This window comes from Streptomyces sp. NPDC002566, from assembly GCF_042889585.1.
Classification (GTDB): Bacteria; Actinomycetota; Actinomycetes; order Streptomycetales; family Streptomycetaceae; genus Streptomyces.
In genome coordinates, this window is the sequence record NZ_JBIARD010000011.1 from 146,349 (window position 1) to 161,649 (window position 15,301).

Annotated in this window: 12 protein-coding genes; 7 read left to right on the forward strand and 5 right to left on the reverse strand. The window is 72.5% G+C overall.

Features of this window, described 5'->3' with window-relative positions; genetic code table 11:
* Nucleotides 1–388 precede the first annotated feature (388 nt).
* From ACFYXA_RS33195 to ACFYXA_RS33210, 4 genes are read left to right on the forward strand one after another with little or no spacing between them, the layout of a single operon-like run.
* The gene (locus ACFYXA_RS33195; RefSeq protein WP_389039919.1) at nt 389–3,178 is read left to right on the forward strand and encodes a nitrate- and nitrite sensing domain-containing protein; all 2,790 of its coding nucleotides are present in this window, start codon (nt 389–391) and stop codon (nt 3,176–3,178) included.
* Nucleotides 3,175–3,606, forward strand: coding sequence for a roadblock/LC7 domain-containing protein (locus ACFYXA_RS33200; RefSeq protein ID WP_130444639.1), 432 nt, complete (start codon nt 3,175–3,177; stop codon nt 3,604–3,606). The genes ACFYXA_RS33195 and ACFYXA_RS33200 overlap by 4 nt, the downstream gene beginning before the upstream one ends.
* Nucleotides 3,607–3,615: 9 nt before the next feature.
* Nucleotides 3,616–4,011 (forward strand): DUF742 domain-containing protein, encoded by a 396-nt coding sequence (locus ACFYXA_RS33205; RefSeq protein ID WP_351097422.1) that lies wholly within the window; start codon nt 3,616–3,618, stop codon nt 4,009–4,011.
* 25 nt (nt 4,012–4,036) lie between these two features.
* Nucleotides 4,037–4,645 (forward strand): ATP/GTP-binding protein, encoded by a 609-nt coding sequence (locus ACFYXA_RS33210; protein WP_352252927.1) that lies wholly within the window; start codon nt 4,037–4,039, stop codon nt 4,643–4,645.
* Between the two features lie 46 nt (nt 4,646–4,691).
* On the opposite strand, the gene ACFYXA_RS33215 is transcribed toward ACFYXA_RS33210, so the two are convergent.
* Together ACFYXA_RS33215 and ACFYXA_RS33220 are read right to left on the reverse strand one after the other, a co-directional pair.
* Nucleotides 4,692–5,882, reverse strand: coding sequence for a lipid-transfer protein (locus ACFYXA_RS33215; protein WP_389039925.1), 1,191 nt, complete (start codon nt 5,880–5,882; stop codon nt 4,692–4,694).
* Entirely contained in the window at nt 5,879–6,304 is a 426-nt protein-coding gene (locus tag ACFYXA_RS33220) for a Zn-ribbon domain-containing OB-fold protein (protein ID WP_389039950.1), read from the reverse strand. Before ACFYXA_RS33220 ends, ACFYXA_RS33215 begins: the two co-directional genes overlap by 4 nt.
* 182 nt (nt 6,305–6,486) lie before the next feature.
* Here ACFYXA_RS33220 and ACFYXA_RS33225 point away from each other — a divergent pair, with 182 nt between their 5' ends.
* On the forward strand, nt 6,487–7,023 hold the full coding sequence (locus ACFYXA_RS33225; RefSeq protein WP_351097428.1) for an NUDIX domain-containing protein: 537 nt from the start codon (nt 6,487–6,489) through the stop codon (nt 7,021–7,023).
* Nucleotides 7,024–7,048: 25 nt separating this feature from the next.
* Here the strand turns inward: ACFYXA_RS33225 and ACFYXA_RS33230 are convergent, their stop codons facing one another.
* Entirely contained in the window at nt 7,049–9,418 is a 2,370-nt protein-coding gene (locus tag ACFYXA_RS33230; protein WP_389039928.1) for a glycoside hydrolase family 31 protein, read from the reverse strand.
* Between the two features lie 216 nt (nt 9,419–9,634).
* On the opposite strand from ACFYXA_RS33230, the gene ACFYXA_RS33235 reads away from it, so the two are divergent.
* Together ACFYXA_RS33235 and ACFYXA_RS33240 are read left to right on the forward strand one after the other, a co-directional pair.
* Entirely contained in the window at nt 9,635–11,602 is a 1,968-nt protein-coding gene (locus tag ACFYXA_RS33235) for an acetoacetate--CoA ligase (RefSeq protein WP_389039931.1), read from the forward strand.
* Between the two features lie 86 nt (nt 11,603–11,688).
* Nucleotides 11,689–12,600: a hypothetical protein gene (locus ACFYXA_RS33240; protein ID WP_389039935.1), complete on the forward strand. Its 912-nt coding sequence runs from the start codon at nt 11,689–11,691 to the stop codon at nt 12,598–12,600.
* Nucleotides 12,601–12,661: 61 nt separating this feature from the next.
* Here the strand turns inward: ACFYXA_RS33240 and ptsP are convergent, their stop codons facing one another.
* Together ptsP and ACFYXA_RS33250 are read right to left on the reverse strand one after the other, a co-directional pair.
* On the reverse strand, nt 12,662–14,332 hold the full coding sequence (gene ptsP / locus ACFYXA_RS33245) for a phosphoenolpyruvate--protein phosphotransferase (RefSeq protein WP_352252939.1): 1,671 nt from the start codon (nt 14,330–14,332) through the stop codon (nt 12,662–12,664).
* Between the two features lie 105 nt (nt 14,333–14,437).
* On the reverse strand, nt 14,438–14,887 hold the full coding sequence (locus ACFYXA_RS33250) for a PTS glucose transporter subunit IIA (RefSeq protein WP_352252941.1): 450 nt from the start codon (nt 14,885–14,887) through the stop codon (nt 14,438–14,440).
* Between the last annotated feature and the right edge of the window lie 414 nt (nt 14,888–15,301).

Sequence of the window (15,301 nt, forward strand, 5' to 3'; positions counted from 1 at the left end):
AGCTTGCCCCGGTCCGAAAAGACCGGCTCCCCAGTTGGCTGCCCGGCTTGCGCTCTTTTACGCCGCCCAGGTACGGCGTGCGGCTCGTGTGGCCGGTTCCGCCCCCTGATCATTAGGACGAAGAACACGCCGCGAAGATTCCCCCGGTTCGGAAAAATTCTGGCCAACCCGCCCGCCGTGCCCGCTGGTTCCCGCATCGGCCTGACACCGGGCCCGTCGGCGCCCAACCCGCGCGATACCAGGACAACCCGTCACGCCTCGACGTCGATACGGACGTTCAGGTTCCGGACACTTCTTCGAGTTAACTGTGTGTCGGTAGTAGGCTCGCGCCGTTTGTTGACGCACGAGCGAACCCCCTGACCGGTGGGGGTCCGAGCTGGGGGAGGCCATGCGCTTTCGCGGGAAGTCCATCCGCCGGAAGATCGTGGCGCTGCTCCTCGTGCCGCTGCTCTCCCTGACGGCGATCTGGGGCTTCGCCACGGTGCTGACGGGACGTGAGGCGAGCCGCCTGTTCACCGTGTCGCACGTCGTGGAGAAGATCGGCTACCCGATCGAGGACACCGTCCGCTACGTCCAGCAGGAACGCCGCCAGACCCTCGTCTACCTCGCCGACCCCCGCGCCTCCGACGCGCTCTCGGCACTCCGGCGCACCCGCAACGCCACCGACCAGGCCCTCACCGAGATCCGCTCCAACGCCGAGGACGACGAGGTGCGCGACGTCCTCGACCAGGACGACGGCGACGGCCTGACCGCGGTCCTCGACGCCTTCGACGGCATGGCATCCCTGCGCCGCAGCGTCGAGGAGGGCAGCCTCACCCGCGCCCAGGCCCTGGACCTCTACAACCGCCTGATCGACCCCTGCTACGCCCTGCTGGCCAAGCTCGACGTGGTCGACAGCGTGGAGATGGACAAGCAGTACCGGGCCCTCGTCAGCGTCGCCCGCGCCCGCGAACTGCTCTCCCGCGAGGACGCCCTGCTCGGCTCCGCGCTGGTCGTCGGCCGGCTCAGCCGCCAGGAGATCCGCGACGTCTCCGACCTCGAGGCCCAGCGCGACATCCTCTACGACATCAGCCTCGCCCAGCTGCCCGCCGCGGAACGCGCCCGCTACGACAGCTTCTGGAAGAACGCCACCACCGCGCCCCTGCGCGCCGCCGAGCAGGCCGTCGTCTCCGCCACGCCGGGCCAGATGCCCCGCGGCGTCACCGCCAAGAGCTGGGACACCGCCGCCGCGGGCGTCCTCGACGAACTCGGCACCCTCGACGAGCAGGCGAGCGACCGCTACCAGGACCGCGTCCGCCCCGTGGCGACCGGGGTCATCGTCAAGGCCGTCATCGCCGGCGTCTTCGGCCTGATCGCCCTGCTCCTCTCCCTCTACCTGTCGGTGCGCATCGGCCGCAGCCACATCCGCGACCTGCGCCAGCTGCGGCTGGACGCCCACGAAGCGTCCGGCGTGCGCCTGCCCAGCGTGATGCGCCGCCTCTCCGCCGGCGAACAGGTCGACGTCGAGACCGAGGTCCCGCGCCTCGAATACGACAAGAACGAGATCGGCGAGGTCGGCCAGGCCCTCAACACCCTTCAGCGCGCCGCCGTCGAGGCCGCCGTCAAACAGGCGGAACTGCGCGCCGGCGTCTCCGAGGTGTTCGTCAACCTCGCCCGCCGCAGCCAGGTCCTGCTGCACAAGCAGCTCACCCTGCTCGACACCATGGAGCGCCGCACCGAGGACACCGAGGAACTCGCCGACCTCTTCCGCCTCGACCACCTCACCACCCGCATGCGCCGGCACGCCGAGGGCCTGGTGATCCTCTCCGGCGCCGCACCCTCACGGCAGTGGCGCAAGCCCATCCAGCTCATGGACATCGTGCGCGCCTCCGTCGCCGAGGTGGAGGACTACGAACGCATCGAGGTCCGCCGGCTGCCGCGCGTCGCCGTGACCGGCCCGGCCGTCGCCGACCTCACCCACCTCGTGGCCGAACTGCTGGAGAACGCCACGGTGTTCTCCCCGCCGCACACCGCCGTGCAGGTCATGGGCGACCGGGTGGCCAACGGATTCACCCTGGAGATCCACGACCGGGGCCTCGGCATGGCGCCCGAAGCGCTCCTGGAGGCAAACCTCCGGCTCGCCGAGACCCCCGAGTTCGAACTCTCCGACACCGACCGGCTCGGCCTGTTCGTCGTCAGCCGGCTCGCCCAGCGGCAGAACGTCCGCGTCTCCCTCCAGCCCTCCCCGTACGGCGGCACCACCGCCGTCATCTTCATCCCCGACGCGCTGCTCACCGACGACGTCCCCGACACCAACGGCATCGGCTTCCGCCTCGACCGCCCCCGCCCCGCAAAGGAGGCCGAACCCGCGGATGCCCGCCGGGGCGCGCTGTCGCGGACCCCGGTCCAACTGCCGGGCGTGCCCGCCGCACTGCTGGACGGCCCCGTCGAACTGGAAGCGCCCGTCGACCTGGACGCCCTCCACGGCTTCCCGATCCGCCTGGAAGGCAACGACGCGGAACACAGCGCCCTGTTCGGCCCGCGCCGCTCCCTGCCGGAAGCGGAGGACGGACCGGCCGCCGAGGTCCCCGACCAGCGCCGCGGCGCCCCCGCCCCGCAGCCGGCCGACTCCGGCGAGGGCGCCGTCGCCCCGCTGTCCCTGCCGAACCGCCGGACGCCCAAGCTGGTCAGCTCCCACGGCCGCCCCGTCACCGGCCGGCGCTCCCGGGGCGCGGACGCCGTCGAGGAGTTCCCGAGCGGGCCCGGCGCACGGCGACCGCAGGACGACGCCCCGGCCCCCCTGCCGTCGCGACGCCGAGGCGCCTCGCCCCAGATCCCCCGGAGCACCGGCCCGGCCGATCAACCCGGCCGCAGCGCCGACGAACCGTCCCAGGCTCCCGCCCTTCCCCGGCGGGACCGGCAGCAGACCGCGGCGCCCACCGGCGGCGCCGACGGCGTCCAGGGAGCCCTGCCGCGCCGCGTGCGGCAGGCCAGCCTGGCCCCGCAACTGCGCCAGGGCCCGGCGCCCCGCACCGCCGACCGCACGACGGACCCGGCGGACCGGGACGCCGACGAGGTCCGCAGCCGTATGGCCTCGCTCCAGCGGGGCTGGCAGCGCGGCCGCGCAGAGAACGCCGCGGGCGACGAAGCCCACATCGGCACGGCACCACGAGGAACGACAAAGGGGGACGGTCGATGACCGCACCGAAGGCGACCGGCCACACCACCGGCAACGGCGAACTGAACTGGCTCCTCGACGACCTCGTCGACCGCGTCGGCAGCATCCGCAAAGCCGTCGTGCTCTCCGGCGACGGCCTGGCGACCGGCGTGTCCAAGGACCTGACGCGGGAGGACGGCGAACACCTGGCCGCCGTCGCCTCCGGCTTCCACAGCCTCGCCAAGGGCGTCGGCCGTCACTTCGACGCCGGCGGCGTCCGCCAGACCGTCGTCGAACTCGACGAGGCGTTCCTGTTCGTCACCGCCGCCGGCGACGGCAGCTGCCTCGCCGTCCTCGCGGACGCCGACTCCGACGTCGGACTGGTGGCGTACGAGATGACGCTTCTGGTGAAGCGGGTCGGCGCACATCTGGCGACCGCCCCGCGCACCGATCTGCCCTCGGGCGGGTAGTGGGACGGCATGAGCACAGACGGTCAGGCAAGCAGCCGCTGGTTCGACGACGAGGCCGGGCCGGTCGTCCGCCCGTACGCCATGACGCGCGGGCGCACGACCAGCGCGATCCAGCACCGCCTCGACCTGATCGCGGTCGTCGTCGCCGAGCCGCACGCCGACGAAGCGGAGGACGACCCCTCACTGTCCCCCGAGCATGTGCACATCGTGGAACTGTGCCAGGAGGCGCCGCAGTCCGTGGCCGAGCTGGCCGCCGGACTCGACCTGCCCATCGGCGTCGTCCGGGTCCTCGTCGGCGACCTCGTGCACGCGGAGCTCGTCCATGTGAACCGCCCCGTGCCCCCGGCCGAACTGCCGGACGAGGGCATCCTCCGCGACGTGATCAACGGCCTCCGGGCACTGTGACCCCCTCGAGCAGGAGAAGCAAACGATGATCCTCGGGCGCTCCGAGCGCGGCAGACCCCCGGTCGAGCCCGTCACGCTCAAGATCCTTGTCGCCGGCGGCTTCGGCGTGGGCAAGACCACGCTGGTCGGCTCGGTCAGCGAGATCAGACCACTGCGGACGGAGGAGTTCCTCACCGAGGCCGGCCGCCCGGTCGACGACACCACCGGCGTGGAACGCAAGCACACCACCACCGTGGCCATGGACTTCGGCCGCATCACCCTGCGCGAGGACCTCGTGCTCTACCTGTTCGGCACCCCCGGACAGGAGCGGTTCTGGTTCATGTGGGACGAGCTCTCCGAGGGCGCGCTCGGCGCCGTCGTGCTCGCCGACACCCGCCGCCTGGAGGACTGCTTCGCCGCCGTCGACTACTTCGAACGCCGCGACATCCCCTTCATCGTCGGCGTCAACTGCTTCGAGGGCACCGTCCGCCACTCCGTCGAGGACGTACGCAGCGCCCTCGACCTCGAGGATGACGTGCCCGTGCTGCTGTGCGACGCCCGCGACCGGGAATCGGTCAAGGACATCCTGGTGGGCGTCGTCCAGCACGCCATGGAGTACGGCGCCGACCGCCGCAGCCCCGTCACCACGGCGTAGCCGGCGGCGTCCGCGCGGCGGCGCCCGGCCTTCGAGGCGCCGCCGCTCACCGTACGGCGACCACCGCCGACCCGTGCCCGAACAGACCCTGGTTCGCCGTGATCCCCACGCGCGCGCCGTCGATCTGGCGAGCGCCCGCCTGGCCCCGCAACTGCCAGGTCAGCTCGCAGACCTGGGCGATCGCCTGCGCCGGGACCGCCTCCCCGAAGGAGGCGAGCCCCCCGCTCGGGTTCACGGGTATGCGACCGCCGGGCGCCGTCACGCCCTCCCGCAGCAACTTGGCCCCCTCGCCCTCACCGCACAGCGCGAGGTCCTCGTACCACTGGAGCTCCAGGGCCGTCGACAGGTCGTACACCTCGGCCAGCGACAAATCCTCGGGCCCGACGCCCGCCTCCTCGTAGGCGGCCGCCGCGATCGACGCCCTGAACGACCCGCCGGCCGGTTCCACCGCCGCCGACGAGTCGGTCGCGATGTCCGGCAGGTCGAGCACCGTGCTCGGGTACCGGGGCGTCACCGTGGACACGGCCCGTATCCGCACCGGATCCGCCGAGCCGTGCCGCCGGGCGAACTCCAGGCCGGACAGCACGAGGGCCGCCCCGCCGTCCGAGGTCGCGCAGATGTCCAGCAGCCGCAGCGGATCGGCCACCACCGCCGAGGCGGCGACCTCCTCCGCGGTGACCCGCTCGCGGTAGCGCGCGTTCGGATTCAGCGCCCCCATGGCGGCGTTCTTCACCTTGACCTGGGCGAAGTCCTCGGGCGTGTCCCCGTGCACCGCCATCCGCCGGCGCGCGTACAGCCCGAAGTACGCCGGATTGGTCGCGCCGAGCACACGGAACCGCAGCCAGTCGGGATCGTCCGGCCGGTCTCCTCCGGCCGGACGGAAGAACCCCTTGGGCGCGGCGTCGGCCCCCACCACGAGCACCGTGTCCGCCAGCCCCGCGAGGATCCGCGTCCGCGCCGTGTCGATCGCCTGCGCCCCCGACGCGCACGCCGCGTACACGCTGGTGACCCGGGCTCCCTGCCAGCCCAGCGCCCTGGCGAACGTCGCGCCCGCCACATACCCCGGATAGCCGCCGCGCACGGTGTCCGCGCCGACGACGGCGTCGACGTCCCGCCAGTCGAGACCTGCGTCGGCGAGCGCCGCGCGGGCCGCCGCCACCCCGTACTCGACGAAGCCGCGGCCCCATTTGCCCCAGGGGTGCATGCCCACGCCGAGCACCGCCACGTCTTCGGTCATTCCCTCACCCCCGTGGGCCGCCACTGCCACGTCGTCCAGGTCGTCCCGTCGTCCTCCGCGAGCACGCCGGGGACGACCTCCACCTCCGCGCCCACCGTCAGATCGGCGACGGTGACCCCGGGAGCCGCCTGTCCCAGCACCACCATCCGCTCGGACTCCAGCTCCACAGCGATCAACGCGTACGGCTCCCACGGAAGTTCCGGATCGCTCACATAGGGTGACGGAGGCCGGTAGCGGCTGTCCGTGTACGACCAGACGCGCCCCCTCCGCGACAGCGGAACCTCCCTCAGCTCCCCGCCCGAGCAGCCGGGACTGCGGCAGAACGTGTCCTCACGCGGGAAGAACACCGAGCCGCACGCCGAGCACCGCGTCCCCAGGAGCGCGAAGTCCTCGCCCTCCCCGGTGAACCACCCGGAGACCACAGGTATGCGCCTGCGTGCCACAACACCCCCCGCAGGTAGGTAATCTGATGGAACGTCAGAAGTGTGGCACGGCGGACCGGGAACGGACAGCCCCGCCCGGTGACCTGTCCGCCGGTGCGCCGGGACCGCCGCCGGCGTCACCCGCGCGCGACGGCGTCCCCCGATCGGATACAGTCCGCCGCGTGTCCGAAACTCAGCACTCCAGTTCCAACTCCCCGCGTGACTCCCACTGTTCGAGCTGTGGAGCGCCCTACGGGGAAGGCGTCACCGGCTGGCCCCGCACCTGCCCGGCCTGCGCCCGCGTGGCCTACCGCAACCCCCTGCCGGTCGCCGTCGCCCTCCAGCCCGTGTACGACACCAAGGGCACCGCCCTCGTCGTCGTCACCCGAACCATCGCCCCCGCCGACGGCGGGATCGCCCTGCCCGGCGGCTACATCGACGACCGCGAGGACTGGAAGCACGCCGTCGTCCGGGAACTCAGGGAGGAGACGGGCATCGAAGCCGAGAGCCGCGACGTGCGCCTCGCCGACGCCATGAGCTCACCCGGCGGCCACCTCCTGCTCTTCGGCCTGCTGCCGGAACGCCCCGCGGACCGCCTCCCCACCTCGGCCGCCACCGACGAGACAGCCGGCTGGCACCTCCTGCGCGGCCCGGAGGAACTGGCCTTCCCCCTGCACACCCTGGCGGCACGCGCGTTCTTCGAGGGCCGCTACATCTAGGGTCCGGAGCCCCGCAGGGAGCGCCTCAGGCCAGCCCGCGCACGCGTACCGGGTGGGACGGCTCGCACACGCCGTCCACACCTGCCCGGCCCTCTCGCTCCACCACGACCCCCCGACCGCCCTCCCAGCGGGCGACGTACCGCTCGATCTCGGGCATCTCCCAGCCGTCGCCCGCATCCCGCACCACCAGACCGCCGCCCGTCCGTCCCCGGGCCGGCGCCCACACCTCCAGCTCCGTCCCCCCGTCCTCCCCACGCACCGGTATGACGGCCCCCGCGCGGGCGAACACCGGCACGCGCCCGACGGGAGCGTCCACCACGACCCGCCCCGGCCCCGTGTACGCCGTCCCGGTCGCCGTGTCGTACCAGAGCCCCCGCGGCAGCCGCACCGCCCGCCGCTCCACACCCGGATCGAGCACCGGAGCCACCAGCAGGGAGTCGCCCAGCAAGAACGCGTCCTCGCAGTCCCGCAGGGCCCGGTCCTCGGGCGACCCCCACCACAGGGGACGCACACAGGGCGCCCCCGTACGCCGCGCCAGATGCGCCAGCGTCACGAAGTACGGCAACAGCCGGCGCCGCTCCGCGAGCACCACACGCGCGTGCTCCAGCACCTCCGCGCCGAACTCCCACGCCTCACCCCCGGCCGGCCGGCCGCCCGCCCGCGTACGCAACAGAGGCAGGTAAGCGCCCAGCTGCAACCACCGCAGATACAGCTCCGCGGACGCGGTCCCCTCGACACCGCCCACATCGGACCCCGCGTACGGCACCCCGCACAGCCCGAGCCCCATGACCAGCGACAGCGACGCCCGCAGCCCCGCCCAGCTGCCGGCGACGCCCCCGCACCAGACGCCCCCGTAGCGCTGCAGGCCCACCCAGCCCGACCCCGAGACGACCAACGGCCGCTCCCCGGGCAACAGCGCCCGCAGCCCCTCGTAGCCCGCCCGGGCCATGCACAGGCCGTAGACGTTGTGCGCCTCCCGATGGTCGCCGCCCCGCCCCTCCAGGGCATGCCGAGCCGACCGCGGCAACGTCGGCTCCCCGAACGCGCTCAACGACGTCGGCGCGTTCATGTCGTGCCAGAACCCGGCGAACCCCCGCGCCAGCCGCTCCGCGTACAGCCCGCCCCACCACTCACGCACACGCGCGTGCGTGAAATCAGGGAACACCGCCTCACCCGGCGACGCCACCCCCTCGACGACCCGCCCCGAGGCGTCCCGCACGAACACGTCCGCGGCCGCACCTCCGTCATGGACGGCGTCGCCGGCCGCCTGGACCGCGGGACCGACCACCGACACCAGACGGATCCCGTCCCGGCGCAGCTCCTCGGCGAGCACCGGCAGCTTCGGGAAACGCTCCTCGTCGACCGTGAACACCCGCCGCCCGTCGAGGTGGCCCACGCCCAGGTGGACCGCGTCGAGCGGCAGCCGGTGCTCCACATGGCCCGCCACCACGCGCCGCACCTCCTGCTCGCCGCCGGAACCCGGCGTCGCGTGATGGTGGCCGAACGCCCAGGCCGGCGGCACCGCGGGCGCCCCCGTGAGCGAAGCCCAGGCGAGCAGCACGCGCGCGGGAGTGCCCACCATCACCCAGCAGCGCAACGGCCCGCCGTCCATCCGCAGCTCGCTCACCCCGGGGCGGTCATGCCCCGAACCGGCCCCCTCCGCGCCCTCCCGCAGCACCACCGTGCCGTCCCACGACGAGTCGTGGAACGCCAGATGGCACGCCGCGTCCGCCACCACCAACTGCACCGGCATCGTGACGTGCAGCGGATCCTCCCCGCGTTCGAACGCGCGACCGGGATCGGTGTTCCACAGCCGGTACGTTCCCTCACGCAGACGCGGCCCGGACGCCCGGCCGCCCAGCCCGAAGAACCGCGCGTCCGCCGCCACCTCCGACCGCTGCATCCAGCGCCCCGGCCCGCCGCCCACCGGCTCCCACCAGCGCGGCGGCAGATCACGCCGCAGAGTCACCCCGCCCGGCGTGCACACCTCCACCGCCCCGTGCCGCGACACCACGACCGTCACCCGTTCGGCCACGACCCGCCAGCCGCCGTCCTTGTCCGGCTCCAGCTCCGCCCGGGGATCCGCCGGCGGGCAGCCCCCGGCCAGCGCATACGACGGCTCCGGACCGGCCCCGTCCCAGCCCCAGAACACAGCCCCGCTCACCGCCACATGGATCCGCAGCTCGGAGCGGCTGAACCGGATCGTCCCACCGCCCGGCCCCGGCACCGCCTCCACCACCTGCCCGGGCACCCGCGCCCGCTCGGCGCCCCGCGTCGGCAACCCGTCCGCGTCGGCGCGCCGCCTGCGCCACGCAGCCCGCACGGCGGCCAACCCGTGGGCCGCCCCCACGGAACCGACCGCCTTCATCGAACGCACCAGGTCACGACCGTCCATGCTGCTCACCCTGTCACTGACCGCCCCTCGCACAAGCCGCGTTCAACTGCCGTTCACCCGTGCTCAGAGCACATGTTCATGACCGGGACTGTGTGGGGCACACCCTGGTGCAGAAGTCGATCACATGGCATCGTCCGTGTCAGCCGCGTCACGCGCACACCCCAGCCCGTGCGCGGTCGACGCACACGACGCGCACACAGTCCCGGGAGCCGCCCCATGCCGACCGTGAACCCCGAGCCGCTCTGGCGGCCCGATCCGCAGCGCATCGACGAAGCACAGGTCACCCGCTTCCAGGCCTGGGCCGCCGAGCACCACGGAGCCCCCTCCGAAGGCGGCTACCCGGCCCTGCACCGCTGGTCCGTGGACGAGCTGGAGACCTTCTGGGAAGCCGTCGTCCAGTGGTTCGACGTGCGTTTCTCCACCCCGTACACGCGCGTGCTCGGCGACCGCGCCATGCCCGGCGCCCAGTGGTTCCCCGGAGCGACCCTCAACTACGCCGAGCACGCCCTGCGCGCGAGCGCCACCCGAGCGGACGAACCCGCCCTCCTGCATGTCGACGAGACCCACGAACCCCGCCCGGTGACCTGGTCCGAGCTGCGCCGCCAGGTCGGCTCCCTCGCCGCCGAACTGCGCGCCCTCGGCGTCCGCCCCGGCGACCGGATCAGCGGCTACCTCCCCAACATCCCGCAGGCCGTCGTCGCCCTCCTCGCCACGGCCGCCGTCGGCGCCGTCTGGACCTCCTGCGCCCCCGACTTCGGCGCCCGCAGCGTCCTCGACCGCTTCCAGCAGGTCGAACCCGTCGTCCTGTTCACCGTCGACGGCTACCGCTACGGCGGCAAGGAGCACGACCGCCGCGACACCGTCGCCGAACTCCGCCGCGAGCTCCCCACTCTGCGCGCCGTCGTCCACATCCCCCTCCTCGGCACCGACGCGCCCGAAGGAGCCCTGGAGTGGTCGGCCCTGACCGCCGGGGACACGGAACCCGTCTTCGAGCAGGTGCCCTTCGACCACCCCCTGTGGGTGCTCTACTCCTCCGGTACCACCGGCCTGCCCAAGGCCATCGTCCAGTCCCAGGGCGGCATCCTCGTCGAACACCTCAAGCAACTCGGCCTGCACTGCGACCTCGGCCCCGAGGACCGCTTCTTCTGGTACACCTCCACCGGCTGGATGATGTGGAACTTCCTCGTCTCCGGCCTCCTGACCGGCACCACCGTCGTCCTCTACGACGGCAGCCCCGGCCACCCCGACACCGCCGCCCAGTGGCGCATCGCCGAACGCACACGCGCCACCCTCTACGGCACCTCCGCCGCCTACGTCATGGCCTGCCGGAAAGCCGGCGTCCACCCCGCCCGCGACTTCGACCTCTCCACCGTCCGCTGCGTCGCCACCACCGGCTCCCCCCTCCCGCCCGACGGCTTCCGCTGGCTCCACGACGAGGTCCGGGCCGACCTCTGGATCGCCTCCGTCAGCGGCGGCACGGACGTGTGCTCCTGCTTCGCCGGAGCCGTCCCCACCCTCCCCGTCCACACCGGCGAACTCCAGGCACCCGGCCTCGGCACCGACCTCCAGTCCTGGGACCCCGCCGGCCGGCCCCTCGTCGACGAGGTCGGCGAACTCGTCGTCACCAACCCCATGCCGTCCATGCCCGTCCGCTTCTGGAACGACCCCGACGGCAGCCGGTACCACGACAGCTACTTCGACACCTACCCCGGCGTATGGCGCCACGGCGACTGGATCACCCTCACCTCACGCGGCTCCGTCGTCATCCACGGCCGCTCCGACTCCACCCTCAACCGCCAAGGCGTCCGCATGGGCTCCGCCGACATCTACGAAGCCGTCGAACGACTCCCCGAGATCAAGGAATCCCTGGTCATCGGCATCGAACAACCCGACGGCGGCTACTGGATGCCCCTCTTCGTCCACCTCGCGCCCGGCGCCGTCCTCGACGACGCCCTCCTCGACCGCGTCAAGCGGACCATCCGCGAGCAGCTCTCCCCACGCCACATCCCCGACGAGATCATCGAGGTCCCCGGCATCCCGCACACCCTCACCGGAAAGCGCATCGAGGTCCCGGTCAAGCGACTCCTCCAAGGCACCCCGCTCGACAAGGCGGTCAACCCCGGATCCATCGACAACCTCGACCTGCTGCACTTCTACGAGGACCTCGCCCGCAAGCGGGCCTGACCCCCGCACCCCCGCGCAGGACCCGTTGTCAGTACCGTCGATTACTGTGAGTGAGCATTGATCGACTGTGCACAACAGGGGGAACCATGGCACACACCGACCGCCAGACCATGCGACGCGTCCTGCGCCGCGAGATCGCCGGCACCATCGGCCTGCTCACCGACGACCACGACTTCCACGCCATGCGGCACTACCGCAGCTTCACCTTCGACGACCACGTCACCTACCTACGAGAAGTGGAGTCCCTCCTCAAAACCCGCGCCCTCCAAGGCATCCACACGACCGTCGCCCTCTTCGACCCCCAGGAGTACGCAGAGTTCTGCGCCATCCAGGGCCTGGACCCCGACGTCCCGGCCCACCGCGGCCTCTTCACCGCGGAACTCGCCACCACCGGGCCCACCCTCCCCTACGAGGGCCAGCCCCTCACCGACCTCGTCCCCGCCCTCGTCGACGAAGCCGTCCGCCAGGCGACCTGGGAGTACGCGGCAACCCTCCTGGCCCGCCTCGGAACCTGCGCCACCTGCGGCGAGGACCTCGGCCGGACCGCCTTCCACCGGGCCTCCGACCTGCTCACCCGCATCCTCGACACCGCGCCGCCGGGCGACCGGCACCTCGTCTGCAGCGTCACCGGGACACCCGAAACCCTCGTCGCCGCACTCCACGCCGACCGGACGACGCAGGGCTCCACCCCGCTCGACGACGCGGAAGCCCTCGAGTTCACCACCGTCCTCGCCGTCGGCCTCGCCACCCGCAGCCCCGGCGGCCTCGTCATGCGCACCACCGCCCCAGGCGCCCCCGACCGCGTCTACGGCTGGCGCATGCGCGACAACGGACTCCAACCCCTGACCGCCGGCGAGGTCTTCGACGCCTACTGCACCGACGCCGAGTCCGGCGACCTCATCGCACCCGAGTCGGGCGTCGACTACTGCACACCGCCCGACCTCGGCGACCACGAAGACACCGGACGGCAAGGACCGACGCCGGACCACCACCACTGAGACACAGCAGGGGCGCTCCCCCCGAAGGCGGAGCGCCCCTCCTCACCGACGGCCCTGCCTGCTACTCGCCGGACAGCACGGCCTGCGCGGCGGCTCGCGCCTCCTCGGCACTGTCCGCCGCCCGGGCCGCCGACGCGGCCCGCTCGCACTGCGCCACCGTGTACTTCGCCAGCGTCGCCCGCACATACGGAATCGACGCCGCCCCCATGGACAGGGAGGTGACACCCAGACCGGTCAGCACACAGGCCAGCAGCGGATCCGACGCGGCCTCACCGCAGACACCACAGCTCTTGCCCTCGGCCCTGGCCGCCTCAGCGGACAGCGCCACCAGGTCGAGCAGCGCGGGCTGCCACGGATCTTGCAGCCGGGAGACCGCACCCACCTGCCGGTCCGCGGCGAAGGTGTACTGCGCGAGGTCGTTCGTCCCGAGCGACAGGAACTCGACCTCCTGCAGAATCGAGCGCGCCCGCAGCGCGGCCGACGGAATCTCCACCATCGCGCCGAACTTCGCCCGCAGCCCCGCCTCACGGCAGGCGTCCGCGAACGCCTTGGCGTCAGCACGGTCCGCCACCATCGGAGCCATCACCTCGAGGTAGACGGGCAGCCCCTCGGCAGCCTTCGCCAGCGCCGTCAGCTGCGTCCGCAGCACCTCCGGGTGGTCCAGCAGCGTCCGCAGACCCCGCACGCCCAGCGCCGGGTTCGGCTCGTCCGACGGAGTCAGGAAGTCCAGCGGTTTGTCCGCACCCGCGTCCAGCACGCGCACGACGACCCGGCCCTCAGGGAACGCCTCCAGCACCTGCCGGTAGGCCTCGACCTGCTTCTCCTCGGACGGAGCGTTCTTGCTGTCGTCCAGGAACAGGAACTCGGTGCGGAACAGACCCACACCCTCCGCACCCGCCTCGAGGGCGGCCGGCACGTCCGCCGGCCCACCGACGTTCGCCAGCAGCGGCACCTTGTGACCGTCCGCGGTCGCGCCCGGCCCCGTCGACGCCGCGAGCGCGGCCTTGCGCTCCGCCGCCGCGGCCTCCAGTCGCGCCTTCTTCTCCGCGCTCGGGTTCACGAAGATCTCACCCGTGCTGCCGTCGACGGCGATCATCGTCCCCTCGGCCAGCTCACCGGCCCCGGGCAGCGCCACCACGGCCGGCACCCCGAGGGCACGCGCCAGGATGGCGCTGTGGCTGGTCGGCCCGCCCTCCTCGGTGACGAAGCCGAGCACCAGCGTCGGGTCCAGCAGAGCGGTGTCCGCCGGCGCCAGGTCCCGGGCGACCAGGACATACGGCTCGTCGCTGTCCGGGACGCCCGGCATCGGCACGCCCAGCAGCCGGGCGACGATACGGTTCCGCACGTCGTCGAGGTCGGCCACCCGCCCGGCGAGGTACTCCCCGGCGCCGGCGAGCAGCTCCCGATAGGCGGCGAACGCGTCGTAGACGGCACGCTCGGCGGTGCTGCCGACGGCGACGCGCCGGTCCACGTCCGCCATCAGCTCGGGGTCCTGAGCCATCATCGCCTGGGCCTCGAGCACGGCCTGGGCCTCACCGCCGGCCAGGTTGCCGCGCGCGATCAGATCGGCGGCCACCGCCTCCACGGCCTTGCGGGCACGCCCCTGTTCGCGCTCCGCGTCCTCCGCGGCAATCTGCTTGGCAGGCGGTTCCAGCACCGCCGTTCCCATGTGCCGTACCTCGCCGATGGCCACACCGTGGCTCACGCCGACGCCTCGCAGCGTTGTCTCCATCTCACCCGTCTCCGATAGTGCGGCGGGTCCCGCCGCCGCGATGGTTGTCCTACGTGGCCGGCGCCGTCACGGGGACGGCCTCGGCGTCAGTGCCGGGAGCCGGCGTCAGTGCCAGGAGAAGAGGACGTCGCCCGTCTTCACGTCGCCGTCCTCACGGAGCTCGTCCAGCGAGCCCGCCGTGGCTTCGAGCGCCACGACCGGGCACACCGCCGACTTGCCGGCCTCCTCGACCGCGGCCGGGTTCCAGCGCACGATGCCCTGCCCCCGGGTCACGGTGTCCCCCTTGCTCACAAGGAGTTCGAAGCCCTCGCCGTTGAGCTGCACGGTGTCGATGCCGAGGTGGGTGAGCACACCGTGCCCGTCGGCGTCGACCACGACGAAGGCGTGCGGGTGAAGGGAGACGATGACGCCGTCCACGGGTGCGACGGCCTCGGAAGGCTCGCGCACCGGGTCGATCGCCGTCCCCGGGCCGACCATGGCCCCGGAGAAGACCGGATCCGGCACCGACGCCAGTCCGATGGCGCGTCCTGCCAGAGGGGACGTCACGGTGGTCATGGGAAGCCTCCAGGGGTGGAGATGTACAAGGGCCGTCATTGCCAGACCCGGACGGCGCACTGTCCAGCAGGGTATGTCACATGAACTACCGGTTCCGCATGACAGTGCGACGGTGGTCTAGACCAGTAGCCTACGGGATTTGCCCCCGCTCCGCCGCCCGCTGTACAGTCGTAGACCTGCCTGGGGGTGAGTGACGCCGAAGAGCGCGCTCGACCGGGCGGCATCCAACTTGTCAGTGGGATCCTTACTTCGGATCTTCTTCCGCATGCCTGCGGGAGAGTGGTCAGGGGGTCGGAAAAACCCTGATAGAGTCGGAAACACCGAAGGGAAGCGCCCGGAGGAAAGCCTGAGAGAGTCTCTCGGGTGAGTACAAAGGAAGCGTCCGTTCCTTGAGAACTCAACAGCGTGCCAAAA